Raw genomic sequence first — 19,432 nt, 5'->3', positions numbered from 1 at the left:
CATGAGCTTCCTCAGCGGCGCGCTCGTCGACCGGCTGCTCCTGCTGGCCGTCGCGCTGGGTGTCGCCGTGCTCGGCTTCCTCGTGCTGCGCCGCGCGCCGCGCCTGGCGGTCGCCACCTGGATCGTCGTGCTGTGCTTCGTGCCGATCTGGCTCGGGTTCGGCATCGGCTTCAACGGCAACTACTACCTGCCGCCCGCGACCGCGGCCGCCGTGCTGGTGGTCGCCGCGCTTCTCCCCGTCCGCCGCTTCCGGCTGAGCTGGATGGATGCGCTGATGACGCTCGTGGTCGTGGCGGCGCTCGCCTCCATCCTCGCCGGGAATGCGGGTATCGCGCTCGGCGCCGCGATCATCGTGGTCACCTACTTCGTCGCGGGCTACATCGTGGGCCGCGTCGCCCCGCTGCGCGTCGACCCGGCGTGGGTCCACGGCGCCATCGCCGTCTGCTTCACGATCGTCGCGGTCCTCGCCATCATCGAGGGGCTGACGCACTGGAACCCGTTCGTGCTGATCAAGTCCGGCAACTCGCTGTACTCGATCTGGGGCACCATCCAGGAGCGCGGCGGCGTGCCTCGGGCGGAGGGCGCTTTCGGGCACAGCATCGCGCTGGGTGCCAGCCTCGCGATGGCCGTCCCGATCACCCTGGCAGCCCCGTTCCACCTCTGGGTGCGCGGCCTGATGGTGCTGACGATGCTCGTCGCGACGGTGTACACGTTCAGCCGGATCGGGATGATCTGCTCGCTGCTCGGCGTCGCCCTCTCGGTGCTCTTCATGCGGGATGCGATCTCGCGTCGTGCGCGCATCGCCATCACCACGATCGTGGTCGTGGCCTCTGCCGTGGTGTTCCCGCTGGTCTCGGCCGTGTTCGACGACGCCGGTGCCGAGGCCTCCGACAGCGCGGACTACCGTGGGGACCTCGTCTCCCTGTTCGGGACGATGAACCTCGTGGGCGTCGCGGGCTCGGCGCAGAAGAACTCGGCCGGCTCCCTCTACTTCGGCAACTTCCGGTCGATCGACAGCCAGCTCATCCTGACCGGGCTGACGAACGGGATCATCGTGCTGATCGCGATCGCCGTCGCACTCGCCTTCGGCATCCTGCTCGTCCTGCGGGGGAAGGCGTCGCCGGCGACGATCGCCCTCGTGGCGCAGATCCCCGCGTTCGCGACGGTCGCGCTGATCACGCAGTACTCGATCTTCGTCTGGTTCGTCGCGGGCCTGGCAGCCACCACGCAGCTCGCGCCGGATGCCAGCAGGCCGCTCGTGCTCGGCCGGCCGACGCGTGTGCCGCAGCCGGAGCCGGATGCGCTCCCTGCCGGTCGCGGCTGATCGGCGCTACGCCTGATCGGCGCTACGCCTGACCGGTGTTGAGCCTGACCAGACTCGAGCGGCTGCTCAGTGCCGGGCGACGGCCCGGACGAGCTCCGCGATGCGCCGGCGGTACGACTCGGGGCTGTGCTTGCGCCGTGCGGTCTCGGCGTCGTCGTCGAGGAGCGGCGCCGACGCCTCCCATTCGGCGATGGTGCGCTCGAGCGCGTCGGCCAGCGACGTCGCGTCGCCCGGCTCGACGGTGACCGTGGTGCGGTAACCGTCGGTCGCCTCCAGGAGTCCGCTGGTCGCGCTGGCGATCACCGGGCGTCCGCTCAGGATGCCCTCGACCGCCGTGTTGCCGAACGGCTCGTCGGCGACCGACGGCACGAGGACGACGTCACCCGTGCTCAGGAAGTCCCAGACGGACGGCTGGAAGCCGCGGAAGGAGACGCGCGACTGGAGGCGCTTGGCCTCCACCTTGTCGCGCAGGTCGCGCTCATACCACTCGTAGCCGGGGAAGACCGCGCCGACGAGGTCGAGGCGGGCGGGGATCCCGCGGGCGTCGAGCTCGGCGATCGCGTCGATGGCGACGTCGACGCCCTTGCGGGGCGAGAGACGCCCGATGTAGGTGACCCGGAGGTCGCCGTCGAGCTCCGGGCGGGCCGGGCTGCGGGTCTCCGGACCCGGTACGGCGTTGTAGACGATGTGGGTGCGGCGCCCGAGAGCCGGGAAGGCGCTCTCGAGCACGCCGACGCTGAAGCGGCTGTTGGCGATGACGCTCCCCGCCAGCAGCAGTGGCGCCGAGAGGACGCGCTTCACCAGGCGGGATGCGGTGGCCTCGCCCTCGTGGACGTGCGCGACGACCGGCACGCGGGCCAGTCGGGCGAGCCCGATCCACAGCGGGATGGTGACCGTGTTCACGTACACGGCCGCCGGCCGCTCACGGCGCAGCAGCGCGGAGCCGGACCGGATGCCTCGGGCCGTCGTCGCGGCGAAGCGGAGGAAGCCCCGCGGCCGTAGGACGCTCTTGCGGAGGACGGGCGAGGCGCACAACTCCACCCGTGCACCCCTCCGCCGCAGTTCGGAGACGAGGGGGCCGTCACCGGGGACCGCCACCACGACGTCCCAGCCGTCGTCGACCAGCCCGCTCACGGACTCGAGGAGCACCCGGTCGGAGCCGTAAAGCTCCGAACCGGGGTGCGCCACGAGGATGGTGCGGCGAGCTCTGCTCGCTGCGCTCACGGGACCGGAACCACCGCGAAGTTGTCGAACCGGGTGGTGACGGGGATGTCGGTCGCGGTGCCCGAGATGTAGGTGCGCAGCCCGGTCGTACCGGCCACCTGGAGGGCGGCGGTCGTGTCGGTGGTGCTGAGCATCCAGTTCGCGGGCTCGGTGCCGCCTGCGGCCCACACCTTGGCGCGGATGGTGGTCGGCGAGGTGCCGAACACCTGGACCCGCACCTTGAGCTGGTCACCCGCGAGAGCGGTCAGCCCGGTGATGTTCGCGGCCTGGAGGGTGGTGGAGCCCTGCAGCAGCTGGAGCTGCACGGCGCCTCCCGCCTTCACCCAGACGCGGCCCTCGTAGTCCGTCGATCCGACCATGCGGCCGATCGCCGAGTAGTAGATGCCGCCGCCGGTCGCCGCCTTGTCGGCGGAGATGGTGACCGTGACATCCGACCGGGTCGAGGTGACCGCGTTGAGCAGGGCCGTCTTGGTGGACCCGGCCGCCGCCACCTGCTGGCCGAGGCCGTTGGTGGTGTTGAAGCTGGTCGCGCCGCCCGAGAGCGTCCACGCCCCGCCGATGTCGGCGGTGCCCCATCCGTTGGCCGTCGTCCGCTCGAAACCGTCCTGAGCGATCGCGTTGGGCGCCGGCGCGGTGGCCGTCACGGTCTTGGTGGCCGTGGCTGTCCCTCCGCGGTTGTCCGTCACCGTCAGCGTGATCGTGTAGGTGCCGGCCGCCGCGTAGGTGTGGCTGTCGGTGGCTCCGGTCCCGGTGGCGCCGTCACCGTACGCCCAGGCGTACGAGGCGATGGTGCCGTCCGGGTCGGCCGATGCGCTGCCGTTCACCGACACCTGCAGGTTGCTGGCCGTCGCCGTGAAGGAGGCGGTCGGCAGCTGGTTCGGCGGGACGGTGGTGGTCACCTGGTGCTGGACCTGGTTGGTCGCTCCCTTGTCGTCCGTCACCGTCAGGGTCACGGTGAACGTGCCGGCCGTTGCGTAGGCGTGGGTGGTGGTCGCTCCGGTCGCCGTCGCTCCGTCACCGAAGTCCCAGGCGTAGGAGGCGATGGTGCCGTCAGCGTCGGTCGAGACCGAGCCGTCGAACGCTGCCGACAGGTTGGTCACCGACGAGGTGAACGCGGCCGCGGGCGGCTGGTTCGGCGGCGGAGCCTGCACGGTGATGTCGTGCTGGACGCTCGTCGGCGTTCCCTTGTCGTCCGTCACCGTCAGCTTCACCGTGAAGGTGCCCGCGGCGGCGTAGCTGTGGGTCGCGGTCGCACCGGTCCCCGTCGCTCCGTCTCCGAAGTCCCAGGCGTAGGAGGCGATGGTGCCGTCCGGGTCGGACGAGCTGGATGCGTCGAACGAAGCGTTCAGGAAGGTCGCGTTCGAGGTGAATGCGGCCACCGGGGGCTGGTTCGGCGGCGGTGCGGTGACGCCGACGTTCTGCGTCGTCGCGTTGGTCGCGCCCTGGTTGTCGGTCACAGTCAGCGTCACGGCGTAGACGCCGGTGCCGTTGTAGGTGTGCGACGCGGTCGCTCCCGTGCCGGTCGAGCCGTCACCGAAGTCCCAGGCGTAGGAGGCGATGGTGCCGTCCGGGTCGGACGACGCCGACGCATCCACGTTCACCGTCAGCACCGAGGTGCTCTGGGTGAACGAGGCCACCGGGGTCTGGTTCGGCAGGGTGCCGGTCGTGGCCAGGCTGTAGTGGTTGGCCACATCCTGAGCCGACAGGACCGTGGAGTACACCGCGGCCTCATCGAGCGTTCCGTTGAAGTACGGGCCGGCGGAGCCCCAGGTGTTGTCGCCGCCGATGCGCCAGTAGCCGTTGTAGGCCTGCGCTCCGGTCGCCGGGTTGGTGCCGACGAGCTGGCCGTCGACGTACAGCTTCATGCCGTCGGCGCCCTGCGAGGCGACCGCCTGGTGCCACTGGTTGTTGTTCAGCGGATTGGGCGAGGTGATGGTGTTCGCCTGCCCGGTCCAGGTGCCGAACACGATCCGTCCGTCGTTCTGCATGTAGACGTGACGGTCGTAGTTGCCCGACAGACCGGTCTTGGCGTCGCCGAAGCCGATCAGCTTGCCGCCCTTGGTGGTGCTGGTCTTGAACCAGATCTCCTCGGTGTAGGTGGTGGGGTTCGCGAACTGCTGGTTGCTGGTGACGATGCCGCCGTTAGAACCGTTGATGTTGGTGTTGAACTTCACCGCCTTGTCCGCGGTGCCCGGGAGGACACCGGTCTGGTTCTTCGTGGTGGCCGTGCCGGAGTACGTGCCGTTGTTCGTGTACGCGTCGGCGCTGTTGGCCGTCGATCCGCTGGTCTCGTCGAGACGCCAGAAGATGTCGGGGTTGCCGTTGTACACCGCGGCGCCGTAGGCGTCGGCCGGAGCCGGCGCCAGGGGCGACGGGCGTCCGGAGGCGACGTACTGGTTCACCACGGTGGTGCGGTCCAGCACGGTCGGGTAGATCGCGACCTGCCCGATGCTGCCGGCGAAGAAGTTGCTCGCCGGCTGGCTGGGCCAACCGCCGATGTTGTCTCCGCCGACTCGCCAGTAGCCGGTGTAGCCCTGGCCGCTGGTCACGTCAGTGCGGGAGCCGGCCAGCTTGCCGTCGATGTACAGCCGCATGCCGTTGGTGCCGAGGGAGGCGGTCACCTGGTGCCACTGCCCGTCGTTGAGGCCGGCGGCACTGTTCAGCGTCTGGACCGATCCCGGGTAGACACCGAAGTAGATGCGCCCGCTGTTGTCCATGTAGACGTGACGGTCGTAGCTGCCGGAGGTGCCCGTGTTGGCGTTGCCGAATCCGATGATCTTGCCACCGCTGGTGGATGTGGTGTTGAACCAGGCCGAGACGGTGAACGTGTCCGGTCCGGTGATCGCGGTGGGCGTCACGGCCAGGCTGGTGCTGCCGTTGAACGTGCTCGCCGTGACTCCGGAGATCGGTCCCGCGGCGCCTTGGGTGATCGCGGTCTCCTGCAGGTCGTTGAAGCCGATGTGGTCGAACGCGGTGGTGCCGCTCGCCTCATCCAGCGGCCAGTAGGCGGAGGCGCCTGCCTGCGTCACCGAGTCGGCGTAGGGTCCGCCGCTGTTGGTGGCGGCGACCGTGACCGCGTTGGTGTCACGCGATGTGGTGTTGTTGAACGGGTCGTAGACCTTCACGTGGTAGATCGGGTGACTGCCGGGCGTGAGGCCCTTGTCGGTGAATCCGATCATCGGCCGCGTGTAGAAGTTCGAGCGGACGGTCGTCTGGTAGACGGGCGTGGTGCCCGCGTCACGGTAGACCTTGTACGTCAGGTAGCCGTTGTCCATGTCGTAGGTGGCGGCGAAGCTGACGCGCACCTCTCCGGCGTTGAACGAAGCTGCCGTCGGTGTCAGCGGGATGCCCTGCGGGCCGACCTTGTTCGGTGCGGACGACGGGACGGCGAAGCGGGCGAGGCCCTGCTGGGCGATGCCGTTCACGGTCGGGAACTCGCCGCCGTAGACGACGTACTTGCTGTTGCCCGAGACGCTCCAGGTGGCCTGGCTCTGACCGGTGAAGGTGCCGACGGTCCACTTCGGGAACCAGTCGAGCAGCGACGGGGACGGCGTGCCGGCCCAGTTGTAGTAGCCGTACGGGTCAGCGGTGATCGTGCCGGTCGCGGCCTTGCTGAACGCGATCGAGTTGTAGAACGTCCACTGGGGGCTGGTCTGCGGGAAGCCGCCGATGTTGCCGCAGTAGTGCGGGTGGCCGGCGACGTAGAGCGGACCGTTGTCGCCCTGCGGGTAGATCGAGTACGTGTCGCCGTGGCAGTCCTCGACCCAGTTGATCGACCCGGTGTTCGGGTCGGCCGAGAAGCTGCCCTCGAGGTTGCCGCCCTGGCCGAAGACGTAACCGGAGCCGTAGATCCGGTCACTGGTCGCGTAGAGGGCGGTGATGCTCGCCTGGGTTCCCGCGTTGCGCACCGTCTGGTTCGCAGCGAACGGGAGGATGGCGGCGGTGCTGGCGTCCACCGCGGCGAGGCCGTAGTTGGCGACGCCGCCGATGTTCTGGAAGCGGCCGCCGACGATCAGCTTGGAGCCGTCCTTGGTCAGCGTCAGCGCATCCACCGGGGCGTCCGCGTTGGCCTGCCAGTTGAGGGTCGATCCGTCGGTGGCGCTCACCGCTCCGACGTACGCACGGGCGACGCCGTTGATGGTGGATGCGTCGCCGCCGGTGTAGACCACCGTGTTGGATGCCGCGACAGCGCGCGTCTGCGACTCCATGATCGGCTTGAACGCGCTGATGATCGTGTTCGTCGCGGTGGAGAACGCGGCCAGGCGGTAGTAGCCCTTGCCGTCGATCGAGGTGAAGTCGCCCACCACGTAGATCCGGCTGCCGTCCGGCGATGCGGTGATGCCCAGCGCCTGCGCGTTCAGGTTCGGCGCGAACGGGAGGAGCGCGCCTGTCGTGATGTCGTACGCGAGGAGGTTGTTGCGGGGAACCTCGTTCGTCCCGGCCGGCGACCCTGCCGGACGGGCGGAGGTGAACTTGCCCGCGACATAGACCGTGTTGCCCACGACCGTCTGCGCCCATGCGACGCCGTTGATCTGCGGCGTCGGGAGCACGTCGTCGCTGACGGTGATCGGCGTCGCCGGGTTCGTCGGGTCGGGTGGGGCCGTGTCCGCTGCGGCGGGCTGCGCGATGGCGAGTCCGCCGAAGACCAGGCCGATCGCCGTGAGGACGGCGGTCAGGATGCCCAGTGAGCGAGAGCGTGGGCGTTGTGTTGTGCTCATGACAACCTCGGTGTCTTTCGGTCGGGGGAGGGAGCGAGGAGGTTGGGTGCGGGGGCGCATCAGTACGCCCCCACGGGATGTGTCAGCACCTTCACGGTGCGCCACATGATGACGAGGTCGCCGGTCAGCGACCAGTTCTCCACGTAGTAGAGGTCCAGGCGGACGCTCTCCTCCCAGGAGAGATCGGATCGACCGTTCACCTGCCACATCCCGGTGAGTCCCGGCTTGATGTAGAGGCGGCGGTGGACGTGGTTCTCGTAGCCCTCGACTTCGGCGGGCAGCGGCGGGCGCGGGCCCACCAGGCTCATGTCGCCGAGGAACACGTTGACCAGCTGCGGAAGCTCGTCGAGAGAGAACTTGCGCAGGTAGTGGCCGACGCGGGTCACGCGGGGGTCGTTCTTCATCTTGAAGAGCAGTCCCTGGCCGTCGTTCTTCTCCTGCAGGGCGGCGAGGCGGGCCTCGGCGTCGATGACCATGGAGCGGAACTTGTACATCTTGAAGCGCTCGCCGTTGCGGCCGACGCGCTCCTGCGCGAAGATGACCGGCCCGTTGTCGTCGAGCTTCACCAGCAGGGCGATCGCCAGGAAGAGCGGCGAGAGCAGCAGCAGTGCGAGGCCGGAGGCGAAGAAGTCGAAGGCGCGCTTCAACACGTGCTTGCCGCCCTCGAACTGCGGGATCTCCACGTGGATGAGCGGAAGGCCCTCGACAGGACGGAAGTGGATGCGCGGACCCGCGACATCGGTGAGCGGCGAGGCGAGCACCAGCTCGGTCGCCGTGCCCTCCAGCTTCCACGCCAGCTTGCGGACGAAGTCCCCGCCACTGAGGGCGCGGCCGGCCACGATCACCGTGTCCGCGCCCAGCCGCGCCGCAGCGTCTGCGACCCCCGACAGGTCGGAGACGATCGGTACCTCACGCTCGGGGCCGGCGATCCGGCGCCGCATTTCGGCGTCCTTCTTCGCCCCCTTGCGCTTTCCTGTGTCGAGAGCGGCACCCACGACGTTGTAGGCCGCTCCCGACTTCTGGTGGATCTGGCGGACGACGTAGTCGACGTCGTCGAAGCGCCCGACCACGAGCGCACGCGAGAGGTAGTGGTCGAAGATGCGCTGGCGGATGAGCCAGTGGCGCCACAGCCAGCGCGAGAACAGGACGCCGGCGAGGCCGGCGGGCAGCGCGACGATGAAGTAGCCGCGCGCGATGTCGACCTTGGCGACGAGGAAGAGGATGGCCAGCAGGCCGAAGGTCGTCGCGGTCGCGGAGACGACGCGGCGGTATTCGGCGACGCCGAGCCCGACGACCCGCGCGTCGCGCGTGTGGTAGACGGAGAGCGTGAAGAGCCAGGTCGCGGCGATCATCAGCGACAGGTAGAGGTAGTCGATGTGGAACACCGACGTCGGCGCCGCCGCGTCGTCGAAGCCGAAGCGCACGAAGACCGCGCCGATCGTGGCGACCAGGATGATGGCCGTGTCGGTGGCGAGCAGACGGTAGCGGTAGAGACGGGCCCAGTTGCGCTCGGAGCTCAGTCCGCGCAGCGCGCTGGGGGCGACCGGCGCGTGGAGGCGCGGGCGGATGACAGTCATGCCAGGACCTCCACGAGACGGCCCACCGGGGAGCCGACGGCGGCTGGGGGGAAACCGTGGTCTCGAACGGCTTCACCGCCGCCGACTCCGCTCAGGGGGTGACGGTCGTGGAATCGCGCGCGCCGAGCGCTCCCCGTTCGGATGGGGTTGAGTGCGGGAAGCGCTCGGCGTGGCGAAATCGGGTACACGTTTGTCACCTGCGGGTCGGGTTGGTGCATCTTCGGGTGGTGTGGACGATCGGAGTTCGGGTACCGTTAAGTGACTGTTCCTCACCTATCCACAAAAGTGAGAATACATCGTTTTCTCAGCTTCGCGTCACCCGCTTTTGGGGGTGAAAATTCCTCAACTTCGGTCGGCGAACATCCTTTCGGGTCACATGTCGGTCGTCGCGCCTAAGCTGGCGGCATGTGCGGCAGGTTCGCGATGGACGACAAGGTCAACGCCGAGATCACGGAATTCGTGGAGGCGACCGGTCGCCGGCCCGAGGAGTGGACGGCGAACTGGGAGGCCGACTACAACATCGCGCCGACCGACGACATCCCCGTCCTCATCGACTCCCCGAAGACCCGGGAGTTGCGGTTCGAGCGCGCACACTGGTCGCTCGTGCCGTCCTGGTCCGACACCCTGAAGCTCAAGTTCCCGACGTTCAACGCCCGGGCGGAGGAGATCGCCGAGAAGTCGACGTGGAAGAAGCCGGTGCAGTCGCACCGCGCGATCGTCCTGGCGCGCGGCTACTACGAGTGGCAGGGGCCGAAGGGCAGCAAGACTCCGTTCTTCATCCGCTACCCGGAAGGCCGTCTGATGGGCTTCGCGGGGCTGTACTCCTGGTGGCGCGACCACAGCAAGGCCGACGACGACCCCGACCGCTGGGTGCTGACGGCCACGATCCTCACGTCGGACGCCGTTCAGACGCTCGCCGATATCCACGACCGCAACCCCGTCATCCTCCCCGAGGAGATGTGGCAGCACTGGATCGACCCGTCGATCGTCGGCGACCAGGCGCTCGTCGACGAAGCGGTCCGTGCGGGGGTCGCCGAGGCGGAGACGCTGCACTTCGACCAGGTCGCGCCGTTCAAGACGTCCGACGACGGTCCGCAGCTCATCCAGCCGGTCGACGCGGCCTAGGTCGATGGAGGAGATGCGGGCGATGGGGGAACTGCGGGCGGTGGAGGTGGGCTGGCTCCCGGGCCGGCCGGACGACGGCTCCGACCAGTGCGCCCACGGCACGGTGTCGTTGACGGTCGGGGACCAGACGCTCGTGGACCCGTCCGATGGCGAGTTCACGCTGTCGGCCGCGGGGCTGTATCTGCTGCGCGCCCTCGGCGCCGACCATCGTGCCGGAGACGGCCTCACCGACGGGAACGCGCTCTTCCCCTGCTGTGGACATTCCGTGTTCGAGATCGCCGGCCGCTGCGTCGTCATGGGCTGCGACTCGGGAGTCGATCTCTCGGTGACGACGGACGGCGACACCGTCACGCTCTCCCGCGGGGATCGCTCTGCGGTGCTGGCGCGCTCAGACTGGCGCACCTCGGTCCTGGGTTTCGTCGAGCAGGTGGAGGCGGTGTACTCCCGCTCCGTGCCCCGGGCCGCGCCTTCGGACGCCGCGGATGCCGCCGGGTGGAGGCTGTTCTGGGAGGAGTGGCACGCGCGCGTTCGCGCTGCCGCGGAGGAGGACGGCGGAGCGGGCGCTACCGGGTCAGCTCGATGATCGCGCTCCGGTGCGTCTCGATCCGGCGTCCGGTCTCTGCGAAGCCGAGCGACTCCAGCTCGCCCAGCCCCCAGGTGTCTTCGACGCCTTCGACGTCCACCTCGATCAGCCACACCCGTTCGACTCCGTCGAACCGGCCGCGCTTCGCCGCCTGGTCCACCGAGTAGGCGCGGTCCGCCCACCAGGTGTTGCGGTCGTACGGCACGTGGAGCGTCACATCCTTGAGGCCGCGGAAACCGTCCGGGTAGGTGCGCATCGCCAGGCGGGGGCGCTGGGACGGCTTGGCCGACTCGTCGAACACGACGGCGTCGCCCGGCCCCGCGTTCGCGGCCATCGCCGCACTGACCTCCGCCCAGTCGCTGTCGTTCTTGGCGTAGGGACCGCGCTGGAGGGCGTAGACCGGCGCGCACAGCACCGCGAACGCGATCGTGGCGCCCGCCGTCATCGCGACCGTCCGCCGTGTATCCCGCCCGAGCATCCGGCCGAGCACGAGGATGCCCTCGGCCACCAGGAGCGCGGCCGCGGGTGCGGCGAAGGTGGAGTAGCGCCCGGTGTACATCGGGAACGCCAGGTTCACGAGCAGCATCGCGCCGGTCGGCAGGAAGAGCCAGGTCGCGCCGACGAGTCGGGTCGACACAGCGCGGGGTCCGGGCGGGAGCGGGAGCGCGCCGGAGGTGCGTAACCGCCACGCGCGCCAGGCGGGCCACAGGGCGAGCCCGATGAGCGGCCACGCGGCCACCGCGACCCACGGCATCCCGAACCAGAGGAAGAAGTACCAGGTGGACGCCTCTTCCGGCGCGCCGCTGAGGTAGGCGATCTGCCCGCGCTCGAGGTACGCGACGACCGCCAGCGGTGCGACGGAGAGCAGGGCGGCGCCGGCGGAGACGGCCCACCTCCGCAGCGTGTCCCGCGGTGCGCGGGCGCACAGCAGGATGGCGGCGTGCGCCACGAGGAGTGTCACCGAATAGAGGAAGAGGTACGCCGCGGCCGCCGTTCCGACCGCGTACAGCAGCCACGCGAGTCGTCGGGCGCGGGGTGCGAGCCGTCGACCGCCGTCGACCAGCCACACCAGCAGGAGGGTGAGCCAGGCGGCTGCCGCGGCCGTGAACGCGTACGAGCGCGCCTCTTCGCCGGCGTAGGTGAGCCGCGGGAGCACGCAGGCGACGATGCCGGCGACCAGCGCGGCCCGTGCTCCGCCCCGGCGCCCGGCGAGCAGCGTCACCGCCGCAACCGCGGCGCCGGCCGCGAGCGCGCTCGGCAACCGCAGGGCGAACGCGCTCTCGCCGGCCAAGCGGATCCAGCCGTGCATGAAGAGGTAGTAGACGCCGTGCACCGCATCCACGTGCAGCAGCATCCCGAACAGGCTCCCGAGCGGGCGCTTCGCCGAGAGCAGCGTGGCCGCCTCGTCGCCCCACAGCGACGGCACCCAGCTGAACGCGGCGCACAGGATGGTCGCGACGAGCCCTGCGGCGACCGCGATCGTCCACGGCCGGACCGCGCGCAGCGGCTGGCCGGCGCGGAGATCCGGTTCGACGAGGACGGTCATATCTACAGCTTCTAATCGCCGGACGAGTACCCCGCCCAGACAAGCAGACAACGCTGGGCGAACCCCGGGCGAGCACTTCGGAAACTCATAGCCGGCCCGCTGGTGTTACCGGACCCCGGGCGTTCCAGCAGCTCACGCCGGGCGCCCGGGGTCCGCCCCACACACGCCGGGAAACGTCGGACGCCTCGAGGGCGCCGCCAGCACATCCAGCGTGCTCGCTGCCGACGCTAGGCCGTGCGGGAACGGGTGGGCAGGGGATGACGGGGGTGGGATGCGGTGGTAGGTCGCATCCTTGGCATCACACCTCCCCGCGCCGCGCTCCCGCCCACAGGTCGACGCCGGCGTCGGTGGCGTGCTCGTCGATCTCCGCGAGCTCCTCCGGCGAGAACTCCAGGTTGCCCAGGGCCGCGACGTTCTGCTCCAGCTGGTCGACGCTGCTGGCGCCGATGACGAGAGAGGTCACGCGGTCGTCGCGCAGAGCCCAGGCGAGCGCCAGCTGCGCGAGGGTCTGCCCGCGCCGCTCCGCGATCCCGTTGAGCGCGCGCAGGCGTGCGACGGCGTCGTCGGTGAGCCAGTCGGAGTCGAAGGAGGTGCCCGCGCTCGCCCGCGAACCCTCCGGGATGCCGTTCAGGTACTTACCGGTCAGCATGCCTTGCGCCAGCGCGGTGAAGCCGATGACGCCGACACCCAGCTCGCCGACGGTGTCGAGCAGTCCCTCGGTCTCGATCCAGCGGTTCAGCATCGAGTACGACGGCTGATGGATGAGCAGGGGAGTGCCGAGGTCGCGCAGGATCTCGGCGGCGCGGCGGGTCTCCTCCGGTCCGTACGACGAGATGCCGACGTAGAGGGCCTTGCCGGACCGGACGGCGGTGTCCAGCGCCTGCATCGTCTCCTCCAGTGGTGTGGACGGGTCGGGCCGGTGCGAGTAGAAGATGTCGACGTAGTCGAGGCCGAGACGCTGCAGCGACTGGTCGAGGCTGGCCAGCATGTACTTGCGGCTTCCGCCGCCCTGCCCGTACGGGCCGGGCCACATGTCCCACCCGGCCTTGCTCGACACCACGATCTCGTCGCGGTACGGCCGGAGGTCCTCCGAGAGGATGCGGCCGAAGTTGATCTCGGCCGCGCCGTAGGGCGGGCCGTAATTATTGGCCAGGTCGAAGTGGGTAATGCCCAGGTCGAAGGCGCGGCGGACGATGGCGCGCTGGGTCTCGAAGGGGCGGTCGTCGCCGAAGTTGTGCCAGAGCCCGAGCGACAGGGCGGGCAGGTCGAGTCCGCTGCGTCCGGTGCGGCGGTAGATCATGTCGTCATAGCGGGAGGGGTTCGCAACGTAGGCCATGCATCCAGATTCGCGGACGTGGACCGTCGCTGTCCAACATCCCGTGCAGATCGCATCCATCGGCCGCGCTGCTCGATCGCGAGGGTGTCAACCCCTTGCCGCCCGGGATGGGCGCGGCGCTGGCTGGTGGCATGACCGATGAACTGACCCCCAGCGATGACGCGACCGCCGACGCGACCGCCGACGCGACCGCCCCCGGCCAGCCGCAGGGCGCTCCGGCGCCCACCGACACCCCGGTGCACGACCAGCCCACGGCGGCGGGCCAGGCACCTGCCGGCGGCGCACTGGACGGCGAGAACGACCTCCCCGCCGACGACGAGACCGCCGACACCCTCCAGAACGACGCCCTCCTCGACGAAGAACAGCCCTGACCCGGCCCGCGTGCCACACAAACGGAAGCGGCGACCGCGCCGGAGGGCGCGGCCGCCGCTTCGCGGTCGGGGGACGGGATCAGGTCCGGCTCGCACCTCGTCTGAGCCACCCGACGATCGCGGTGATGACGAAGAACACCAGTCCGAGGATCGCCAGCCAGAGCAGGCCCTTGATGGCGAACCCGAGGATGGCGAGCACCGCCCAGATCACCAGCAGAATAATGATGAGAGCTATCATGCCTTCATCTGACTCCGGTCCGGGCGTCTCGTCAACGTCGCCGGGCGGGCCTTGCGGCGCGGCCCGGTTCGTGGCAAGACGCGCGAGGATCGGCCGTCACCGTACCGGCAGCTTGGTGTCGTCCTGGTGGTACAGGAACTCCTCCAGCGGGTACGGCTTGTGCTCGATCGCGGCCGCGATCGCCAGCTGGGCGATCACCGTCTCGACGATCGCGCGCTCGAACACCCCGAGGCCCGCGGGCAGCGGGACGACGGTGAGGTTCGCGTGCCCGGCGGCCGGGATCGTCGCGGGGTCGGCGGCCGTCACCAGCACGACGGGCACGCCGGCATCGAGAACCGACGATGGGATGCTCACCTCCCGGCCGTCGCCGAAGATCACGAGGGCGTCGTCGTCCGAAAGCACCTCCATCGGCCCGTGCAGGTACTGGAACGTCTCGAAGGCGGCGCTCGGCGTGCGGAGCCCCTCGCGGACCATCAGCGACAGCTCGGCGGCGGCGGTCAGCGACGCACCGCGGCCCACGACGTCGATGGTCTTCGCCGTGGCGAGCACGCGCCCGACCGTCGCGGCCGCCTCGGCGTAGTCACGCAGCACGTCGGCCACCCGGCCCGGGATGCGGTCAGCCTCGGCCGCGCCCTCGTACACCCCGACATGGTCGAGGAGCAGGGCGTAGGCCAGGATGGTCGCCGTGAAGCCGCTGGTGTACACCGGCGAGTCGGGGAACCCGCCCAGGCCGAGAACCGCATCCACCTCGTCTCTGATCGGCTGATCGGGGAAGTTGCTGATGCCGATCCGCGTCCCGGCGGCGAGTTTACGGGCGGCCGCCAGGGGCTCGGGGCTGCGGCCCGACTCGGAGACGACGATGTTGTGGTCGGCGCGCACCACGGCGAGCCCGTCGGCGAGGTCGGAGGCGACGACGCCGGACGCCGGGTGCCCGGCGGCCGCGAGGGCCGCGACGAGCGCGTGCGATGAATTGAGCGACGCGCCCATGGCGACGACGGCGACACTGTCGCCCGCGTCCCAGCGGGGGAGGCCGGCGCTCGCGAGGTCGCGGAGCACGGTCTCACGCGCTCGGGCGAGGTTCTCGGGCTGAGCGCGCATGGCGTCGACGAACGAGGCTGTAGGTTCCATGGAAGTCCTTCTATCGGTGGTCGGAGGAATGGGGTCGCTGGGGTCGCGAGGCGGTTCAGCCCTTGACGGCGCCGGCGGCCATACCGCTGACGACGTACCGCTGGAAGATGAGGGCGACGACGATGGGCGGCAGCGCCGCGAGGATGCCGCCCGCCGCCACCAGTCCGAAGTCGGTCGTGTATCGGCCGGCGAACTCGCTGATGGCCACCGGCAGGGTCTTCGCCGCGTTCGACGAGGTGAAGATCAGCGCATACATGAACTCGTCCCAGGCCAGCAGGAACGCGAACATGATGGCCGCGAAGATGCCCGGTCGGGCGGCCGGAAGCACCACACGGAACAGGGCGCCCAACCGGGAGGCACCGTCGATGCGCGCCGCCTCCTCCAGCTCCTCCGGGATGGTCAGGAAGTAGTTGCTGAGGATCCAGAGCACGAACGGCACCACCAGCGAGCAGTCCACGATGATCAGCCCGATCACCGAGTCCAGCAGCCCGAGCGAGTTCAGGATGAGGTAGAGCGGGATCAGCAGTGCGATCTGCGGCAGCATGTACGTCGCCAGGAACAGGATGAGCACCGCCTGCCGGAAGCGGAACCGCAGCCGGGCGAACGCGTACGCGCCCAGGATCCCGACGATCATCGACACGGCGACCGTGCCGACGGCGACGATCGTCGTGTTCGCCAGCGCCGCCCGGAAGGTCGCGCCGACGCTCTCGGCGCCGCCGCGGAAGATCAGCTCGTACCGGCTCCAGTCGAGCGTGTCCGGGATCCACTGCAGTGGGGTGGAGATGAGGATGCGCTGCGGCGTGACGCTGGCGATCACCATCCACCCGAAGGGAAGCAGGATCACCACGGCGACGACCAGTGCGGCCAGGTGGATGAGGATCGAGTTGCGGGTCGCGCGTTTCACAGCAGGCTCATCTCGGATCGGCGCAGCATGCGCAGGTAGACGAAGGTCAGCACCAGGATGACCAGCACGATGATGTACGAGAGCGCCGCTCCGACGCCGAAGTTCTGGTCCGAGAACGCCGTCGTGTAGGCGTAGTAGGCGACGGTCTGCGTACCGTTCACCGGGCCGCCGCGCGTCATCGCGTAGATGATGTCGAACACCTTGAACGCCTCCACCGTGCGCAGCACCAGCACGATCGAGATGGAGGGCACGAGCATCGGGAGCACGATCGTGCGGAAGATGCGCGGCCAGCTGGCGCGGTCCATCTTCGCCGCCTCGTACAGCTCGTTCGGGATGGACGTCAGTCCGGCGAGCAGGAAGAACGCCACCAGCGGGGTCGTCTTCCAGACGTCCGCGACGATCACCATGTTGAGGGCGAGCGTCGGGTCGCCGAGCCAGGCCTGGTACTGGTCGATGATCCCGAGCTGCGTGAGGGCCGCATTGAGCGCGCCGTACTGCGCGTTGAAGATGCCCTTCCACATCGCCGCGTTGACGATGGTGGGGATCGCCCAGGGGATGATCACCACGGCCCGAAAGAGCCACCGCGCCCGCAGCTTGGCATTGAGGAGGCCGGCCACGATGAGTCCGAGGACGAGCTCCAGCGCCGTGGAGACAAGGGTGAAATACAGCGTCCGCCCCATCGCCGCCCAGAAGCCGGGAGCGGTGAGGACGTCGATGTAGTTCTGCAGACCGACGAACGGGGTGTCGGTCGCCAGGGCCGAGTTCACCTCGAAGAACGAGATGAGGAGCGTGCGGAGGATCGGGTAGACGATCACCCCGAACACCGCGACCGCGGCCGGCAGCAGCAACCAGAAGGCGAGCTGCCCCTGGTTGTCGCGCCTGCGGCGGTCGCGGCGCCCGCGCGTGGTGGGCGCGCGCCGTTCCGTCTCGACTCCGGCGACCGACACGCCGCTCATCCGAGAGTCTCGTTCGCGGACTTCACCGCGTCGTCGAGGGCCTGCTGCGGCGACTTCTTGCCGAGTAGTGCGTTCTGCAGCTCGACCTGGATCGCCTGGGAGACGGTGTTGTAGTTCGGCACCGGCGGGCGCAGGATCATCGAGTCGTAGGCCTTTCCGGCGGCCGCGAAGACCTCCGGGTTGGTCTTGGTGATGTCCGGCTTGGTGTAGCTCGACTTCCAGTTCGTCATCGAGCTCTTGACGTACTTGTCCTGCACGGCCTCGCTGGTCATGTACTCGATGAACTTCCACGCGGCGAGCTGGTGCTTCGACTTCGCGCCGATCGCCAGCGCCATGGAGCCGTTCACGCCCGGGTTGTCGCCGTTCGGGCCCGCGGGCGGCGGAGTGACGGCGATCTGGCCGACGACCTTCGAGATCGACGGGTCGTTCTGGTCGCGGAAGGTGGACTCCCAGTTGAGTTCCATGGCGGTCTTGCCCGCGGCCATGGACTTGTCGGTGTCGTCCTCGAGGAACGTGGTCGACGCCGGGTCGGTGAGCCCCTCATCCAGCGACTTCTTCATGAACTCGAGCGCCTGAACGCCCGCGCCCTTGTTGATGGAGAGCTTGCCGCTGGAGTCGGTGAACTGGCCGCCGTAGGCGCCGAGCAGTTCGGCGTAGTCGCAGACGAGCGCCTCGGCCTGCGACCAGCTCCAGGCGATCGGGTACTGGACGACGCCCGCATCCTTCAGCTTCTTCGCCACGGCGAGGACGCCGTCCCACGTCTTCACGTCGTCCGCGGTGGCGCCGACCTTCGCGAGCATGTCCTTGTTGTAGAAGAACAGCTTGGTCGACGGACCCCACGGGACGCCGTAGTACTTGCCCTTGTACTCGGCGCTGGAGAGCGCGCCGCCGAGCATGTCGCTCTTCCACGAGTCGGGGAACCGCTTCGTGACGTCGGTGATGATGTTCTTGGAGGCGAACTCGGCCGGCCAGATCACGTCCAGGTGCACGACGTCGTAGGTGCCGGCGGGCGCAGAGGTGACGATCTTGTCGTGGAGCGCCTCGTACGCCACGAAGGTCGGCTTGACCGTGATCTTGGGGTTCTTCTCCTCGAACGCCTTGATCATCGCGTTGACGTCGGACTCCGAATAGCCGGCCTGCTTCATGAACAGCGCGTTGATCGTGCCGGTGCCGTCGCCTTCGCCTCCCGACGAGGTCCCGGCGCCCGTCACGCTGCACGCGCTCAGGGCGAGCGCCGCCGTCGCCGCGAGCGCGAGGCCCGCGAGCGTGCGGTGACGCCCGGTGGATGCGATTCTCATGACTTCCTCCGTGATGGTGTGGGTGGTGCCAAGGGGGCGACGGGGGCCGCCTCCGTGAGCCGCCGGGCGAGCGCGAGCGCGCCGCGCACCGGAGGGACATCCAGCAGGTGGATGGAGTGGGTGAGCCCGCGGGCGCGCAGGCGCTCGCCGAGGGCGTCGAAGAGCCGGGGCTGATGGCTGACAACGCCGCCCGCGCAGACGACATCGGTGCCGGCGGCGCCGCGGCGGTGGACCAGCTCGACGCTGCGGGCGAGCTCGTCGGCGGCCGCGTCGATGACGCGCGCCGCCCGGATGCTGCCGGCGTCGGCCGCGGCGAAGACGAGGGGAGCGGCCGCACCCCAGACGGTGACGCGCGGGTGGACAGTCAGCGCGTTGGAGAGGCCGACGATCTCCTCCACGCCGAAGTGTGCGTAGAGCGCGTCGGCCAGGGCGTCGCGCGGCTCGCCCTCGTCGACGGCCTCGAACAGGGAGCGGACGGCGTCGCGCACCAGCGCGGGCGCGCTGCCCGGGTCGTTGAGGATGTAGCCGTAGCCTCCCGCGCTCACCAGAGTCCCGTCGGCTCGGCGGCCGACGACCTTGCTGCCGGTGCCCGCGATGACGGCGATGGCCTCGTCGTATCCGGCGGCGGGGCCGACCAGCTCGACGTCGTTGACCGCGAGAGCGGGGCCGTCGTGGAGCGCGGCGAGCGTCTCGGAGAAGGCCAGCGTCTGGCCCTCGCTGTCGAGCCCGTGCGCGCCGACCACCAGGGGAGCGGAGGCGGCGCCGGGTACGTCGTCGAGGAGCGCGAGGAGCCCGCGCACGTTCCGCTCCGAGTGGAGGTCGCCGCCGTGCTGCCAGTCGGCGGTCTGCACCGACCGGTCGAGGAGCACGGCGCCGGCGTCGTCCTCGACGCACACGTGCGTCTTGGTGCCGCCGATGTCGATACCGACGATCACGTCTGCTCCTCTGCGTCGCTGTAGGGATCACCTCTTCTTTCCTATCGGAGTGAGAAGAAGTTGACGCCAAACCTAAGCGACGCTGCGCGCCCCCGTCAATACCCGCACCCCCGCGTGCCCAGGTCAGGTTCGAGATTTGGCGCAAATCGTGGTTATGAGGGCGGCATGA

The 19,432-nt window shown here is 69.5% G+C and carries 15 protein-coding genes; 4 read left to right on the top strand and 11 right to left on the bottom strand.

The window, feature by feature from the left end; translation table 11 throughout:
- Nucleotide 1 precedes the first annotated feature (1 nt).
- Nucleotides 2-1,324, top strand: a complete 1,323-nt coding sequence (locus tag ABIC47_RS03050) for a hypothetical protein (protein ID WP_354477018.1) — start codon at nt 2-4, stop codon at nt 1,322-1,324.
- 66 nt (nt 1,325-1,390) lie between these two features.
- Here the strand turns inward: ABIC47_RS03050 and ABIC47_RS03045 are convergent, their stop codons facing one another.
- From ABIC47_RS03045 to ABIC47_RS03035, 3 genes are read right to left on the bottom strand one after another with little or no spacing between them, the layout of a single operon-like run.
- The gene (locus tag ABIC47_RS03045; RefSeq protein ID WP_089877724.1) at nt 1,391-2,548 is read right to left on the bottom strand and encodes a glycosyltransferase; all 1,158 of its coding nucleotides are present in this window, start codon (nt 2,546-2,548) and stop codon (nt 1,391-1,393) included.
- Nucleotides 2,545-7,266 carry a PKD domain-containing protein gene (locus ABIC47_RS03040; RefSeq protein WP_354477015.1) on the bottom strand — a complete coding sequence of 1,574 codons (4,722 nt, stop codon included), beginning with the start codon at nt 7,264-7,266 and terminating at the stop codon, nt 2,545-2,547. The genes ABIC47_RS03045 and ABIC47_RS03040 overlap by 4 nt, the downstream gene beginning before the upstream one ends.
- A 59-nt stretch (nt 7,267-7,325) precedes the next feature.
- Nucleotides 7,326-8,843: a sugar transferase gene (locus ABIC47_RS03035; protein ID WP_354477013.1), complete on the bottom strand. Its 1,518-nt coding sequence runs from the start codon at nt 8,841-8,843 to the stop codon at nt 7,326-7,328.
- Nucleotides 8,844-9,248: 405 nt separating this feature from the next.
- On the opposite strand from ABIC47_RS03035, the gene ABIC47_RS03030 reads away from it, so the two are divergent.
- Together ABIC47_RS03030 and ABIC47_RS03025 are read left to right on the top strand one after the other, a co-directional pair.
- Entirely contained in the window at nt 9,249-9,968 is a 720-nt protein-coding gene (locus ABIC47_RS03030; RefSeq protein WP_081626621.1) for an SOS response-associated peptidase, read from the top strand.
- A gap of 22 nt (nt 9,969-9,990) precedes the next feature.
- A complete protein-coding gene (locus ABIC47_RS03025; RefSeq protein WP_354477010.1) occupies nt 9,991-10,551 on the top strand; it encodes a hypothetical protein in 561 nt (186 codons plus the stop codon).
- Here ABIC47_RS03025 and ABIC47_RS03020 read toward each other — a convergent pair.
- Together ABIC47_RS03020 and mgrA are read right to left on the bottom strand one after the other, a co-directional pair.
- The gene (locus ABIC47_RS03020) at nt 10,532-12,097 is read right to left on the bottom strand and encodes a glycosyltransferase family protein (RefSeq protein ID WP_354477008.1); all 1,566 of its coding nucleotides are present in this window, start codon (nt 12,095-12,097) and stop codon (nt 10,532-10,534) included. The two genes, ABIC47_RS03025 and ABIC47_RS03020, sit on opposite strands and share 20 nt — an antisense overlap.
- 298 nt (nt 12,098-12,395) lie before the next feature.
- On the bottom strand, nt 12,396-13,433 hold the full coding sequence (gene mgrA, locus ABIC47_RS03015; protein ID WP_018192177.1) for an L-glyceraldehyde 3-phosphate reductase: 1,038 nt from the start codon (nt 13,431-13,433) through the stop codon (nt 12,396-12,398).
- Between the two features lie 131 nt (nt 13,434-13,564).
- On the opposite strand from mgrA, the gene ABIC47_RS03010 reads away from it, so the two are divergent.
- A complete protein-coding gene (locus ABIC47_RS03010; protein ID WP_354477006.1) occupies nt 13,565-13,804 on the top strand; it encodes a hypothetical protein in 240 nt (79 codons plus the stop codon).
- A gap of 79 nt (nt 13,805-13,883) precedes the next feature.
- Here the strand turns inward: ABIC47_RS03010 and ABIC47_RS03005 are convergent, their stop codons facing one another.
- From ABIC47_RS03005 to ABIC47_RS02980, 6 genes are all read right to left on the bottom strand, one after another.
- Complete coding sequence (locus ABIC47_RS03005) at nt 13,884-14,042, bottom strand: hypothetical protein (RefSeq protein ID WP_020076764.1); 159 nt, start codon at nt 14,040-14,042, stop codon at nt 13,884-13,886.
- Between the two features lie 96 nt (nt 14,043-14,138).
- Nucleotides 14,139-15,170, bottom strand: a complete 1,032-nt coding sequence (locus ABIC47_RS03000) for an SIS domain-containing protein (protein ID WP_354477003.1) — start codon at nt 15,168-15,170, stop codon at nt 14,139-14,141.
- Between the two features lie 55 nt (nt 15,171-15,225).
- Nucleotides 15,226-16,074: a carbohydrate ABC transporter permease gene (locus ABIC47_RS02995; protein WP_018192173.1), complete on the bottom strand. Its 849-nt coding sequence runs from the start codon at nt 16,072-16,074 to the stop codon at nt 15,226-15,228.
- On the bottom strand, nt 16,071-17,030 hold the full coding sequence (locus ABIC47_RS02990; protein ID WP_354476999.1) for a carbohydrate ABC transporter permease: 960 nt from the start codon (nt 17,028-17,030) through the stop codon (nt 16,071-16,073). The genes ABIC47_RS02995 and ABIC47_RS02990 overlap by 4 nt, the downstream gene beginning before the upstream one ends.
- Nucleotides 17,027-18,328 carry an extracellular solute-binding protein gene (locus ABIC47_RS02985; RefSeq protein ID WP_354476997.1) on the bottom strand — a complete coding sequence of 434 codons (1,302 nt, stop codon included), beginning with the start codon at nt 18,326-18,328 and terminating at the stop codon, nt 17,027-17,029. The genes ABIC47_RS02990 and ABIC47_RS02985 overlap by 4 nt, the downstream gene beginning before the upstream one ends.
- On the bottom strand, nt 18,325-19,263 hold the full coding sequence (locus ABIC47_RS02980) for an N-acetylglucosamine kinase (RefSeq protein ID WP_354476995.1): 939 nt from the start codon (nt 19,261-19,263) through the stop codon (nt 18,325-18,327). Before ABIC47_RS02980 ends, ABIC47_RS02985 begins: the two co-directional genes overlap by 4 nt.
- Between the last annotated feature and the right edge of the window lie 169 nt (nt 19,264-19,432).

Source organism: Leifsonia sp. 563, from assembly GCF_040545055.1.
Lineage (GTDB): Bacteria > Actinomycetota > Actinomycetes > Actinomycetales > Microbacteriaceae > Leifsonia.
This window is presented reverse-complemented; position numbering and strand designations above follow the sequence as displayed.